The 13970-nt window shown below is 62.6% G+C and carries 12 protein-coding genes; 3 read left to right on the forward strand and 9 right to left on the reverse strand.

Annotated features, from left to right (window positions below; translation table 11 throughout):
• Positions 1 to 47: 47 nt before the first annotated feature.
• From rplT to aceA, 5 genes are all read right to left on the reverse strand, one after another.
• Positions 48 to 407, reverse strand: a complete 360-nt coding sequence (gene rplT / locus QM470_RS00235) for a 50S ribosomal protein L20 (RefSeq protein WP_066531841.1) — start codon at positions 405 to 407, stop codon at positions 48 to 50.
• Between the two features lie 26 nt (positions 408 to 433).
• Complete coding sequence (gene rpmI, locus QM470_RS00240) at positions 434 to 637, reverse strand: 50S ribosomal protein L35 (protein WP_066531848.1); 204 nt, start codon at positions 635 to 637, stop codon at positions 434 to 436.
• Positions 638 to 824: 187 nt separating this feature from the next.
• Entirely contained in the window at positions 825 to 1445 is a 621-nt protein-coding gene (gene infC / locus QM470_RS00245) for a translation initiation factor IF-3 (protein ID WP_083520170.1), read from the reverse strand.
• A 77-nt stretch (positions 1446 to 1522) separates the two neighbouring features.
• Entirely contained in the window at positions 1523 to 3442 is a 1920-nt protein-coding gene (gene thrS, locus QM470_RS00250) for a threonine--tRNA ligase (RefSeq protein WP_283337700.1), read from the reverse strand.
• A gap of 375 nt (positions 3443 to 3817) precedes the next feature.
• Positions 3818 to 5149, reverse strand: a complete 1332-nt coding sequence (gene aceA, locus QM470_RS00255) for an isocitrate lyase (RefSeq protein ID WP_066531856.1) — start codon at positions 5147 to 5149, stop codon at positions 3818 to 3820.
• A gap of 660 nt (positions 5150 to 5809) precedes the next feature.
• On the opposite strand from aceA, the gene QM470_RS00260 reads away from it, so the two are divergent.
• Positions 5810 to 6241: a carboxymuconolactone decarboxylase family protein gene (locus tag QM470_RS00260; protein ID WP_283337701.1), complete on the forward strand. Its 432-nt coding sequence runs from the start codon at positions 5810 to 5812 to the stop codon at positions 6239 to 6241.
• A 386-nt stretch (positions 6242 to 6627) separates the two neighbouring features.
• Here the strand turns inward: QM470_RS00260 and QM470_RS00265 are convergent, their stop codons facing one another.
• From QM470_RS00265 to QM470_RS00280, 4 genes are all read right to left on the reverse strand, one after another.
• Positions 6628 to 9744, reverse strand: a complete 3117-nt coding sequence (locus QM470_RS00265) for an error-prone DNA polymerase (RefSeq protein ID WP_283337702.1) — start codon at positions 9742 to 9744, stop codon at positions 6628 to 6630.
• Positions 9745 to 9750: 6 nt separating this feature from the next.
• Positions 9751 to 11055 (reverse strand): Y-family DNA polymerase, encoded by a 1305-nt coding sequence (locus QM470_RS00270; protein WP_283337703.1) that lies wholly within the window; start codon positions 11053 to 11055, stop codon positions 9751 to 9753.
• On the reverse strand, positions 11000 to 11797 hold the full coding sequence (gene imuA / locus QM470_RS00275) for a translesion DNA synthesis-associated protein ImuA (protein WP_283337704.1): 798 nt from the start codon (positions 11795 to 11797) through the stop codon (positions 11000 to 11002). Before imuA ends, QM470_RS00270 begins: the two co-directional genes overlap by 56 nt.
• Positions 11798 to 12074: 277 nt before the next feature.
• Positions 12075 to 12635, reverse strand: a complete 561-nt coding sequence (locus QM470_RS00280; RefSeq protein ID WP_283337705.1) for an OmpA family protein — start codon at positions 12633 to 12635, stop codon at positions 12075 to 12077.
• Positions 12636 to 12835: 200 nt separating this feature from the next.
• Here QM470_RS00280 and QM470_RS00285 point away from each other — a divergent pair, with 200 nt between their 5' ends.
• Together QM470_RS00285 and QM470_RS00290 are read left to right on the forward strand one after the other, a co-directional pair.
• Positions 12836 to 13501: a gamma-glutamylcyclotransferase gene (locus tag QM470_RS00285; protein ID WP_280010399.1), complete on the forward strand. Its 666-nt coding sequence runs from the start codon at positions 12836 to 12838 to the stop codon at positions 13499 to 13501.
• A gap of 124 nt (positions 13502 to 13625) precedes the next feature.
• Entirely contained in the window at positions 13626 to 13961 is a 336-nt protein-coding gene (locus QM470_RS00290; RefSeq protein WP_283337706.1) for a hypothetical protein, read from the forward strand.
• Positions 13962 to 13970: the final 9 nt, after the last annotated feature.

Genomic DNA, 13970 nt, shown 5'->3' on the forward strand with positions numbered 1-13970 from the left:
TTGTGCATCAGCAGCTACTACATGAGTCGCAACTACTGACCGTGATCTCAAGCAGCCAGCTTGGCCTTGACTTGGTTCACGATGGCGCTGAAAGCAGCCTTGTCGTGCACAGCGATATCGGCCAGCATCTTGCGGTCGATTTCGATGGCAGCCTTCTTCAGGCCGTTGGCGAATTGGCTGTAGGTCAGACCCAGTTCACGTGCAGCGGCGTTGATACGGGCGATCCACAGCTGACGGAACACGCGCTTCTTGTTACGACGGTCACGGTAAGCGTATTGACCGGCCTTCATCACCGCCTGCTTGGCGACGCGGAAGACATTACCGCGGCGGCCGCGGAAACCCTTAGCAAGGGTCAGAACTTTTTTGTGACGGGCACGGGCCGTTACACCACGTTTGACGCGAGGCATGTATTTTCTCCTAGTTCGTCAGTGAATTACAGACCAGCGCCAGGCAACATCTTTGCGATGGAGCCCATGTCGCCTTCATGCACGGAGGTAATGCCACGCAGGTGGCGCTTATTCTTCGTGGTCTTCTTGGTCAAGATGTGACGCTTGAAGGCTTGACCGCGCTTGACGGTACCACCGGGACGAACGCGAAAACGCTTCTTCGCGCTGCTCTTGGTTTTCATTTTGGGCATGTGAATGCTCCTGTTATTTGTGCTCGTGAGGCGGCTGCGCAACCAATACGCGGCACTTGTAGGCACACCGAGACACTTGTTTGCCCCATGTGACTGGGGCCGTGCCTCCCTGAGAAAGCACGATGCGATTGGCGCCCGAAGGCGCCAATCGCATATTCTAACCCGATTCGCGGCAAATGCCTATGAATCAGGCGGCAGTCTTGCCTGCTTCTTCTGCCGGTGCTGCAGCGGGCTTGGCCACTGGAGCGGGCTTTTTGTTGCGCGCCGGAGCGATCATCATGATCATCTGGCGGCCTTCCAGCTTGGGGAACTGCTCCACCTGGATGGTGTCGGCCAGATCGTCACGCAGACGGTTCAGCAGATCCAGACCCAGTTGCTGGTGCGTGATTTCACGACCGCGGAAACGCAACGTGATCTTGCACTTGTCGCCCTCGGCCAGGAAGCGGCGGATATTGCGCAACTTGATGTTGTAGTCACCATCATCGGTACCAGGACGGAATTTGACTTCCTTGATTTCGATGACGGTTTGCTTCGCCTTGGCCTCGGCCGCGCGCTTTTGCTCTTGGTACTTGAACTTACCGTAGTCCACCAGGCGGCAGACAGGCGGGTTCGCAGTGGAGGCAATCTCCACCAGATCCACGTCCAAGTCGCCAGCCATGCGCAGCGCTTCCGCCAGGCTCACAACCCCGATGGGTTCGTTATCAGGACCGGACAGACGCACTTCAGGCGCCTGGATTTCACGGTTGAGACGGTGTTTGCGTTCCTCGCGGTGGCGACGATCACGAAATTCAGTAGCTATGGCTTTCACCCTAATTTCAAAACGCTACGAAAAGCGTAGCTGCTTGCGCGCAATTGACGCAGTCCAAAGCACAAATTGATGTTCAATCAGGCTTTGGAAGCGATGTCGTTGGCCAACAGTTCAATGAAGGCGTCGACGGACATCACACCCAGGTCCTTATTGCCCCGGGCGCGCACTGCGACAGTTCCTGCGGCCTTCTCCTTGTCGCCGGCGACAAGGATGTAAGGCAGCTTTTGCAACGAATGCTCGCGTATTTTATACGTGATCTTTTCATTGCGCAGGTCAGACACAATCTTAAGACTTTGATTCGGCAATGCTTTTTGCAGCTTTGCCACAACGTCTTGCACGTAGTCGGCCTGGGAGTCGGTGATGTTGAGCACGGCCACTTCCACGGGCGCCAGCCAAACCGGCAGCGCACCGGCGAATTGTTCGATCAAAATGCCGATGAAACGCTCCAGCGAACCGACGATTGCACGGTGCAGCATCACGGGGCGGTGACGGTTGCCGTCTTCCCCCACGTACTCGGCATCCAGACGCACGGGCATGGAGAAGTCCACCTGGATGGTGCCGCACTGCCACTGGCGACCCAGGGCATCCTTGAGTGTGTATTCGATCTTGGGGCCGTAGAAGGCACCGTCACCCACCGCGATCTGGTATTCGCAACCCGAAGCCTTGAGCGAGTCGAACAGCGCTTTTTCCGCCTTGTCCCAGACTTCATCCGAGCCAATGCGCGCTTCCGGACGGGTCGCGACCTTGTAGATGATGTCGGTGAAACCGAAGTCGGCGTAGACCTTTTGCAGCAGCTGCGTGAAGTCGAGCACTTCCTTCTGGATCTGGTCTTCGGTACAGAAGATGTGGCCATCGTCCTGGGTGAAGCCGCGCACACGCATGATGCCGTGCAGACCGCCCGTGGGTTCGTTGCGGTGGCACTGACCGAATTCGCCGTAGCGCAGCGGCAGGTCGCGGTAGCTCTTGATGCCTTGCTTGAAGATCAGGATGTGGCCCGGGCAGTTCATGGGCTTCAGCGCGTAGTCGCGCTTTTCCGACTCCGTGATGAACATGTTGTCGCGGTACTTGTCCCAGTGACCGGTTTTCTCCCACAGGGTCTTGTCCAGAATCTGGGGCGCCTTCACTTCTTCGTAGCCGTTTTCACGGTAGACGCGGCGCATGTACTGCTCCACCTCCTGCCACACGCGCCAGCCCTTGGGGTGCCAGAACACGGTGCCGGGCGAGCATTCGTCGATGTGGAACAGGTCCAGCTCGCGGCCCAGGCGACGGTGGTCGCGCTTTTCAGCTTCTTCGATGCGGGTGATGTAGGCCTGCAGATCCTTCTTGTCCGCCCAGGCCGTGCCGTACACGCGCTGCAGCTGCTCGTTCTTGGCGTCGCCGCGCCAGTAGGCGCCGGCCAGCTTGGTCAGCTTGAAGACCTTCAGGAAGCGGGTATTGGGCACGTGGGGGCCACGGCACATGTCGACATATTCCTGGTGGTAGTACAGGCCCATGGCGGTTTCATTGGGCATGTCTTCGACCAGGCGCAGCTTGTAGTCTTCGCCGCGTTCCTGGAACACCTTGATGACTTCGGCGCGCGGAGTCATCTTCTTGACGACGTCGTAATCCTGCGCAATCAGCTCCTTCATGCGCGTTTCGATGGCGGCCATGTCTTCGGGCGTGAACGGGCGCTCGTAGGAGATGTCGTAGTAAAAGCCCTCCTCGATCACCGGACCGATCACCATCTTGGCCGTGGGATACAGCTGCTTGACGGCATGACCGACCAAGTGGGCGGTGGAGTGGCGAATGATCTCCACGCCTTCGTCGTCCTTGGGCGTGATGATCTGCAGCTTGGCGTCTTCGCTGATCAGATCGCAGGCGTCGACCAGACGGCCGTTGACGCGGCCGGCCACCGTGTTCTTGGCCAGACCGGCGCCGATGGACTGGGCCACCTGCATGACGGTGACCGGGCCGTCGAATTCACGTTGCGAACCGTCGGGAAGCGTAATTTTCAGCATGGAAATCCTTGGAAACCTAATGTGGGATACGGGGCCGCGGCCAGTGCTTTGAAAAGCAAAAAGCGCGGAACAGGTCCGCGCTTTGGATAAGAGGGAGAAAAAACTCCGGGCAGGCGCGAACTCGCAGCCTCAGCGGCTGCACAACCTTTGCAAGGTACTCGTTCGCGGTGTCATAACCAGACTGCCTTTCTCGCTCTTGTAAATGGATACTGGCAACCATTTTAACGCCGTATGCACAAAAAAGCCCGGAGCAACAGCGCTTCGGGCCTAAATGGGTGTCCTGGCGACGGTTTTTAGGCCGCCGCACAGGCCCCAGACAACAAGCTTCCGTCCGTTCTACTGTGCCATGTCAGTGGTCCAGCAGAGCCGTGCAGATCAGTGGAACTGCTCTTCTTCGGTGGAACCGGTCAGGGCCTTCACGCTGGAAGAGCCGCCCTGGATCACGGTGGTCACGTCGTCGAAGTAACCCGCACCCACTTCCTGCTGGTGCGACACAAAGGTGTAGCCCAGTTCGCGTGCCGCGAATTCGGGTTCCTGCACCATTTCCACGTAGTGCTTCATGCCTTCGCCGCGTGCATAGGCGTGGGCGAACTTGAAGGTGTTATACCAGTTGCTGTGGATGCCGGCCAGGGTGATGAACTGGAACTTGTAGCCCAGTGCAGACAGGTCTTCCTGGAAGGATGCGATCTGGCTGTCGTTGAGGTTCTTCTTCCAGTTGAACGAGGGCGAGCAGTTGTAGCTCAGCAGCTTGCCGGGGCAGGCAGCGTGCACGGCTTGTGCGAATTCACGGGCAAAGCCGATGTCGGGCACGCCGGTTTCGCACCACACCAGATCGGCGTAGGGAGCGTAGGCCACGCCGCGGCTGATGGATTGCTCCAGGCCGTTCTTGACACGGTAGAAGCCTTCCTGGGTGCGCTCGCCGGTCAGGAAAGGCTGGTCGTTGGCGTCGTGGTTGCTGGTGATCAGGTTGGCCGCCTCGGCGTCGGTACGGGCCAGCACGATGGTGGGCACGCCCATCACGTCCGCAGCAAAGCGGGCGGAAATCAGCTTTTCACAGGCTTCACGGGTGGGCACCAGCACCTTGCCGCCCATGTGGCCGCACTTCTTCACGGCTGCCAGCTGGTCTTCAAAGTGCACGCCAGCAGCGCCGGCCTGGATCATGTTCTTCATCAGCTCGAAAGCGTTCAGCACGCCGCCGAAACCGGCTTCCGCATCGGCCACGATGGGCAGGAAGTAGTCGATGAACTCCTTGTCGCCGGGATTCACACCCTTGCCCCACTGGATTTCGTCAGCGCGCTTGAAGGTGTTGTTGATGCGGCGCACCATGGTGGGCACCGAGTCATAGGCGTACAGCGACTGGTCGGGGTACATGGTTTCGGACGTGTTGCCGTCGGCAGCGACTTGCCAGCCCGACAGGTACACGGCTTCCAGGCCGGCCTTGGCTTGCTGCATGGCCTGGCCGGCAGAGATGGCGCCGAAAGCGTTCACGTAACCCTTCTTGGAGCTGCCGTTGATTTTTTCCCACAGCACTTCGGCGCCACGCTGGGCCAGGGTGTATTCGGGCTGCAGGCTGCCACGCAGGCGCACCACGTCAGCCGCGGAGTAACCGCGCTTGACGCCCTTCCAGCGGGGGTTGGTGGCCCAGTCTTTTTCCAGGGCGGCGATTTGCTGTTCGCGGCTCAGTTGGGTGTTCAGCGCTTTGGTCATCGTGATCTCCTTGAAAGGTAGTGAAACTGGTTTGCCGTGGTGTGCGGCCTTGGAGACAACTGTAGGCAAAGCGACGGCTCCCAACAATCACTTCTATCTTATATAAGACGAAAAAATATTCGTTTTAAATCAAATGCTTATTTTTATATTTCTGTATGTGAAATGTTTTTTCTCATATTGAGAAAAAATGCTGCGAAGCAACACGCATCATTTTCCACATTGCGGAAACGCTTTTCTGCAATGCAACATCCCCACCAGGAAATGATCACGCCGGACAGGAAAGAAGCACCCCGATAGAGGCGCCTGACAGGCGCCACCTCAGGGCTTCCCGCAAGCGGCTCAGCACTGGCATATCCCCTGCAGTCCCAGGGCTGCAGATGGCAGCTTCAACAGGATACTGTATTCATGTACAGTATCCTGCATGTACCTACTTCTGGATGGCAAGCATGTCCATGTTTCCTGCGAGCCGGGCTTTCCGCCGCGCCTGCAGAGACGGCTTGCGCGACTGCCCCCCCGTGCGCAATCGCTTCGTATTCTTTGAAGGCTCCTCCTGTAGGGGCTGCAAATGCCATCTTGGCCCCAGAGATCCAGCAGATTCTGGAGATCGTCAAGAGTCCTCTTTATCCTGCCGCCTGACGGTTCTTTTTCGGAGCATCTTCCATGAGCACTTTGCGTCTGCCCTATTCCACCCTCTCGCCGGCTGCCTACCAGGGTCTGCTGGCCACCAAGTCTGCACTGGACCACAGCAGCCTGGGCAAGCCTTTGATCGAGCTGGTCTATCTGCGCGTGTCCCAAATCAATGGCTGCGCCTTCTGCCTGGAGATGCATGCCAAGGCGTTGCGCGCCGGAGGCATGGCACAGGCCAAGCTCGACAGCCTGGCCGGCTGGCGGGTCAGCGCCCAGTTCGATGCCCGGGAGCGCGCAGCACTGGCCTGGACGGAGTCTCTGGTCGATGTGGCCCACACCCACGCACCGGACTCCGACTTTGCATCGCTGCAGCCACACTTCAGCGATACCGAGATTTCCGATCTGAGCTTTGCGATTGCGCTGATGAGCGCCTTCAACCGTCTGGCCATCGGCATGCGCCAGTAGCAAATAGTCAGCGCACCTGTCAGCGCAACCTTCTTGTCCATGGGCATGCTGCGGCAGCCCAACCCCGGCCCACGCCGACCGGCACAAAAAGGCCGTGCAATGCACGGTCCGCTCCCCAGCAGAAGCGAACGCGGCTTGCGCAGAGACCCCTCTTCACACGGGAGGCCCGAGGGCTGCCGTCAACATCCCCTCCTGCGCCGCATGACGTAGCTCTGTTACGTGACACGGCTTTTACCCAGCCGTTTCCCAACGGCAAGACCCGGACGAAGGAGACCTACTCCGGCTCCTTGCCCTGGCCCAGGCTCCCGCGTTGGGTGACCCGACCAGGGATTGGGACCTGAACCTCTTCGCTGCCAGACAGGTGGCATGGGGACATGGGGCCTTCCTTATTTGAAATCCCGACTCTCGGTGGCCAGCCGGCCGAGCAAATGCGACAAGTCGGCCATGCGCTCTGCGATCAGATTGCACACCGGGCCCTGGCGCTGCCATATGCCCTCCACCGCCAGCAGGCGTGAGCCCACCAGCACCTGCCGATACGCATCGCGCACGTCGCGCCAGACGATGACCTGGGTGCAGCCATGCTCGTCCTCCAGCGACACAAAGACGGTCCCGTTGGCGGTCCCCGGCTGCTGCCGCAAAGTCACAATGCCTGCAGTCCGAACCCGCTGGCCGTTGGATAGACGGCGCAGCTGCTGCGAGGTCTTGACCTTCCAGCGGTCGAGCTTGGGGCGCAGCAGCCGCATGGGATGGCTGCGCAGCGTGAGGCCCGTGGAGGCATAGTCCCAGACCACTTCTTCACCCTCGGGCGCCTCAGGCAGCGCCAGCAAGGCTTCATCGAAGCGAGCTTCTTCCAGCAGCTCAGGCGCGGCGTGCAAGGCCGCAGCCTCCCAGACCTGCTGGCGACGGTGCCCTGACAAGCTGGCCAGGGCCCCTGCTGCGGCCAGGGACTTCATCTCCTGCTGGTCCAGGCGCGTGCGCCGGGCCAGTGCTTCGGCGCTGCCGAAAGGTGCCTGGCGGCGGTTCTCCTCGATGCGCCGGGCACTGCTGCGGCCCAGGCCCGAGACCATGCGCAGGCCCAGCCGGACCGCCGGCTGCGGTTTGCCGGTCTCTTCCAGCGTGCAGTCCACATCGCTGTGCATCACATCCACGGGACGTACTTCGACCCCGTGGCGGCGCGCATCCTGCGTCAATTGGCTGGCGGAATAGAACCCCATCGGCTGGCTGTTGAGAATCGCCGCCAGAAAGGCCGCGGGCTCGTGGCGCTTGATCCAGCTGGACGCATAGACCAGCAGAGCAAAGCTGGCCGCGTGACTTTCCGGGAAGCCGTATTCCGAGAAGCCCTTGATCTGCTCGAAGATGGATTCGGCAAAGTCGCGCTCGTAACCGCGCTCGGTCATCCCTTGCACGATCCTGTCGTAGTACTTCTCCAGCCCCCCTTTGCGCTTCCAGGCCGCCATGGCCCGGCGCAGGCCATCGGCCTCACCGGGGGTGAAACCGGCGGCCAGCATGGCGATCTGCATGACCTGTTCCTGGAACACCGGCACCCCCAGCGTACGGCCCAGCGCCTCCTCCAAAGCCTCGCTCGGGTAGACCACCGGGTCCTTGCCCTGGCGTCGGCGCAGATAGGGGTGGACCATACCGCCCTGGATGGGGCCCGGCCGCACCAGCGCCACTTCCACCACCAGGTCGTAGAACTCGCGCGGGCGCAACCGGGGCAGCATGGACATCTGCGCCCTGCTCTCGATCTGGAACACCCCGATGGTGTCGGCGCGGCAGATCATGTCGTAGGTGGCCGAATCCTCCGGCGGGATGTCCTGCATCGTGAACGCGCTGCCTCGGCGCTGACCGATGAAGTCCAGGGCGCGGCGGATCGCCGACAGCATGCCCAGGGCCAGCACGTCCACCTTGAGCAGCCCTGCCGCGTCCAGATCGTCCTTGTCCCACTCGATGACCGTGCGCTCGTCCATGGACGCGTTCTCCACAGGCACCATGCGGCACAGCAGGCCGCGCGTGAGCACAAAACCGCCGGTGTGCTGGGACAGGTGGCGGGGGAACCCGATCAACTGCTCGGTCAGCGTGGTCAGCTGCTGCACGGCCAGGGAACCCGCATCCAGGCCCAGCTCGGCAAAACGCTCCTGCCGGATGCTGCGCCCATCGAACCACTGCTGCCCCTTGGCGATGGCGTCCACCACAGCGGGATCGAAGCCCAGGGCCTTGCCCACATCCCGGATGGCCGAGCGCGGCCGGTAGGAGATCACGGCCGCAGCCAGGGCCGCGCGGTCGCGGCCGTACTTCGCATAGAGGTACTGGATCACCTCTTCGCGGCGCTGGTGCTCGAAGTCGATGTCAATGTCTGGGGGCTCGTTGCGCTCCTTGGAGATAAAGCGCTCGAACAGCACGGCAGTTCGGTCCGGGTCCACCTCGGTCACGCCCAGGCAGTAGCACACCGCACTGTTGGCAGCCGAACCGCGGCCCTGACACAAAATGCCGCGCGAGCGTGCGAAGACCACAATGTCGTAGACGGTCAGAAAGTACTGCTCGTACTTCAACTCGCAGATCAGATCCAGCTCGTATGCGATCTGGCGTTGGACTTTCTCGGGGATGCCCGCAGGCCAGCGGCGGCTGGCACCGTCATAGCTTGCCTGGCGCAGGTAACTGGCCGCCGTGTGCCCTGCAGGCACTACCTCATCGGGGTACTGGTACTGGAGTTCGTCCAGACTGAAGCTGCAGCGCGCCACCACGGCCAGGGTCTGGGCCAGCAGTTCCGCAGGAAAGGTCTGGGCCAGGCGCAGACGGCTGCGCAGGTGGCGCTCGGCGCTGCGCTGCAGGGCGTAGCCGCATTCGGTCAGTGGCTTGCCCATGCGGGTGGCGGTCAGCACGTCCTGCAGCGGTTTGCGCGAGCGCACGTGCATGTGCACGTCGCCTACGGCCACCAGGGGCACGGCGGTCAGCGCCGACAGCGCCCGCATGCGGTACAGCCACAGCTCATCGTCCAGGCGCCGTACCAGGTCCACGCCGATCCAGCAGCGGCCTGTGAAGTGGGTCAGCGTCCAGCGGCCCATGGCCTCCAGCTGCGCATCGGTGGCCTTGCGTTCCGGGCACAGCAGCACCAGACAGTCCTGCAGCTCCTGGCCGGTGATGCAGCCCAAGTCCAGGTGGTAAGTGCCTTTGTCCGAAGCGCGCCGCAGCTTGGTGATGAACTGGCACAGATTGCCGTAGCCATTCAGATTCTGGGCCAGCACTACCAAGGTGAAAGGCGCTTCGCCGGCATCGCGTGGCTGGATGCAGAACTGGGCGCCCAGCAACAGGGCCAGGCCTTGCTGCCTGGCAGCCACATGGGCGCGCACGATGCCCGCCAAGGAACATTCGTCGGTAATGGCCAAGGCACTGTAGCCCAGCGCCTTGGCACGCTCCACCAGTTCCTCCGGGCGGCTGGCACCCCGTAGAAAGGTGAAATTGGAGATGCAGCGCAGCTCGGCGTACGCGGGAAGAACGTGTTGCATCGTGCCTCAGGCGTAGTGCCCATGTAGAAACCAGGCGGTTTCATCGCCGGCCAGACGTGCCTGGAAAATCCACAGCAGGCCCGCATGCTCGCTGCGCGCAAGCCAGTAGTCGCGCTGCACATTCAACGGCACCTCCCCGCTGTCCACCTGGTCACGGTGCCACCAGCCGCCTTCCACACGGTCCGGGCCCAGCAGCAACTGCAGGGCGCCCTGGTAGATGGGCCTGTTGGCGCGTTCGACGAGACGCACAGGTGTGCCCAGCATCCAGGTCGGCTGCGGCAGCTCGCACACCAGCTCCGGTTTGCTGGGGCGGTGCTGCCCAGCCGATAGCCACTGCTGCATCCATTCGGGCCTGTGGTCCGCAGAGAGCACGGGCCGGCGCACGGCATCGTTGCCCAGCCGGGCCTGAATGCGCTCCAGAGCCAGCTTGATGGAGGAGCCCTTGCCCGCCACCTCCGGAATCAGCGATCGGCTCTCTTCCACCATGGGCTCCACCTCGGTGGCCCGCAGCTCCAGGTCCCCCACCGGCGCCAGAAGCGCCACCCGGGCCAGGTGTTCGGACAGCAGGCGCGCGAAGTGATCGACATTCTGTGTTGGTTCTGCCGTCCGAATGGTCAGCTCCCCGCTGCTGCCGACATCCCGTGCGCGCATGGCATCGTGGCACCAGCGCAGCGTGAAGGCGGTCGCGCCCAGTTGGCGAGCCTTCAGCCAACCCGCCATCTGCACAAGCAGACGCCGCGCCCCGAACAGCATGGCCGGCGCCAGTTCCACCCGGGACATCAGCTCAAGGCGCGCATGGAAAGTGTCCGGAGCCTTCACCCACTCGTAGGTTTCAGGGCGCAGACCATAGGCCTGGTCCATGGCTTCCAACAGGGCCTTGTCGAACCGGCGCGCAATGCCTGCGCGCGGCAGGGCACGTACCTGGCCCAGGGTCCGGCACCCGACCCGCGCCAATGTCGGTTGGTGGCGCTTCACGGCGGTGATGCATTCCAGCAGCAGCCGGTCCAGCAGCCGTTCCACAGGCGCGGAAAATCCGTCGATACCCCTCTGCCGCGCAAAGGCCAGAGCGGCCATGCCGGTGGGCGCCCAGGCCACACGGGCACCCAGATCCCGGGCACCCTCTTCCACCAGGGCGTGCAGGCTTTTCACGCCCCCAAACAAACGCAAACTGGCTTCCACTTCGATCAGCACCGCCTCCTCGAGCAGCGCCACGCGCGGCGTGAACTGGAGGGCCCAGACAGCAAGCTGCACAGAGTCAATGGGTGAGGTGGTGTCCGGGAGCGGTATGGGAATCAGAGCGGCCCAATGCATGGAGCACCTCCTTCTGCAGCCCCCCTGGCGCCTGAAGTTCGCGCATGCGGGGGGTGATTACGGAATTCAAGTTGCCAGGGATCGCCTTGAGGTGCAGCACCTCGGTACACACCGCCCCCCGGCGCTTTCGGATGCACACATCCAGCTCCCAGCCTGTACCCAGGGCCAGCGACACCCGCAGCGGAGCTGCCGAGGCTTCGGACATGGCCGTCTCCGGGCGGACCAGGAACACAGGGGCATCACAATGGATGGCATGAACTTGCAGGCGGCGGATCTGCTCCGGGCGTGCCTGGGGCAGCCAGGCAATGACCGCACCGGCTGGTTCGGACTTCAGCAGCTGTTCTGTGACCCACAGACGCTCCTGCGCCCCCTTGGCGTCGATCCAGACCAACTGTTCGGGGGGCAGGCCCAGTTGGGCCAATCCCATCGCATGGGGAATCTGTGGCGGTGCGACCAGATAGATACGCGCCGCCTTGTCGGCCAGCAACCCTGGCAAGGCGGGACCCAGAAGCCGCCATTCAGACACCGCCGCTTGCGGCTGCAGCAGCTCGCACAGGCTCGCTGTGGGCCAGCCCTGCCCTGGCAGGGCCTTGTCCAGTGCGTCGTAGCCTGTGGGCACGGTCCGGCTGGCGCAGGTGCTGACCTCGTTTCCACACCACAGCGCGTGTGCAATATGCGCAGGCAGCTTCCCCCGGTCAAGGCCGGGAGCCAGCGAAATGCGAGCGGGGTTGGCGTAGGTCATGGCAAATACTGTTTATGCATACAGTATATTGAAGTTTGCCTGCGCGCTGAAGGGGGCGTTGAGGGGGCATTGAAAGGAACTTGGTACTGCTTCGCTTTCCGGAGCAATCTAACCGGCTGGCCCGGCACGGATGGCGATGTCACATGGCCCAAACCTGATGTGCTCTTGGGGGCATTGGTCCCTTCGCGGCCGCACACCCGCCCATGAAAAAGGCCGTGCAATGCACGGCCTGATGCTGGTGAAGCAAGGGGCAGCCCCTTGCTGAAGCGACAGCGGCTTACTCGATGATCACCACTTCCACGCGGCGGGCTTCGTCGTTGCTGCCGTCGGCCTGGGTCACTTCGGGCTTGCGCAGCTCCACATTGCCGGCAACCACGCCCTGGGCAATGATGGCCTGCTGCACGGCCTGTGCGCGGCGCTTGGCCAGCTCGGCGTTCACAGCGGCATTGCCGGTGGCGTCGTGGTAGCCGGACACCGCCAGCTTCTTGCCGCGCTGGGCGGCAATGCGCACCACATCGGCCAGGGCTTCGTCGGCACCAGCGGCCAGCTCGGCGCTGCCGGTGGCGAAGTAGAACTTGACTACGCCTTCTTCCACGCGGATGTAGGCGCCGTCACCTTGCTGCACGGCACCCGCTGCCAGGGCCGGCGGTGTGCTTTGGCTGGCCACTGCAGAGTCCACCACGGCCGGAGCCGCTGCAGTGGGCGCGCCCTTGGCACCGGTGACCGAGCGGTACACCACCGCGCCGACGACGGTGCCGACCACCAGAAGCACCAGGGCAAAAATGATGCCCAGGGCAAAACGCTGTTGGCTGTCGTCGTCCGATGTATTGAAGGCCATGAAATTCTCCAGAGGATGTTGTGTGTGTGATCGTGCGTTCTTGCAGCCCGAATGCGGGGCATGGTGGAGCCTGTCCAGCCTGCCGCCGCTACGCGGGCCCGCTTGCGGGGGCTCATTCTAGAGGGAGTGCCGCCTGCATATGTAGTGCGCCTGTAGCCGCTTCGTGCCCATCTCATGGGTTTTGCTCTAGCATCACAGCCATGTCCGAAGTCCCTACTCTTCTGCCCGCCGCACCAGGCCGTGATCCACGCACTTTTTTGGAGCAAACGCTGCAGCAATGGGGTGGAGAACAGGATTTGTGGGTATTCGGCTACGGCAGCCTGATCTGGCGACCCGAATTTGACTTCGCCGAGCGGCGCGATGCCAAGGTGCACGGCTGGCACCGCGCGCTGAAGATGTGGAGCCGCATCAACCGCGGCACGCCCGAACGCCCCGGACTGGTGTTTGCCATGCTGCCCGGAGGCAGTTGCCAGGGCGCGGCGTTCCGCATTCCCGCCAGGCAAGGGCATGAGACCCTGCATGCGCTGTGGCAGCGCGAGATGCCGCTGGCCACCTACGACCCACGCTGGTTGCAGTGCAGCACTCCTGAGGGCCCGGTGCGTGCCCTGGCCTTCACCCTGTCGCGGCACAGCCCCAGCTACTGCGGCACGCTGCCCCCCGAGCAGTACCAGCGCATTTTTGCCGAATCCGCCGGTATCTATGGCACCACGCGCGACTATGCCCTGGCCACCTACGACGGTCTGCAGGCCATGGGCATCCGCGATCGCGCGCTGGAACAGGTGCTGCACTGGGGCAAGGCCTGGGAAGACCGCCAGCCCCCGGCCCCGCAACAGCCCCGCACAGGGCACCAACCCCGGGGGCGCTGAACATCCACGGTTGTCCCATGGCGGGGCCGCAGCACCGCGGCGGCGGCACATGCCATCTTGATGCGCATCAAACCCCGGGGCATCCCATCGGACAGCGCCCGGCCTGCGGCCGATAATCCGCAGCATGTCTGACACCCCTACTTCCGCTCCCGACAGCACAGCCAACACCACCCAGGACCACGCCGCAACGGCAGGGGCCGACACGCCTGTGCGCAAGCCACGCCTGGTGCGCTGGCTCATCGGCCTGCCGGTGGCCTTCTTTGCCATCCTGATGGCCATGGGTTATCTGTTCAACACGCCCGAAACCGAAGACCGCTGGGTAGCACGCGAAACCATTCGCCTGTGCTGGAAGGAAGTGCAAAAACCGCCCAAGGAAGGCAAGCCCGTGCACTTCACCCAGCAATCCGAATGCGAGAAGCTGGAATTCGACTTCAAAACCCAATATGGGGAAAACCCCTGATTCAGCGGC

Source organism: Comamonas sp. 17RB, assembly GCF_030056555.1.
Lineage (GTDB): Bacteria > Pseudomonadota > Gammaproteobacteria > Burkholderiales > Burkholderiaceae_C > Comamonas > Comamonas terrigena.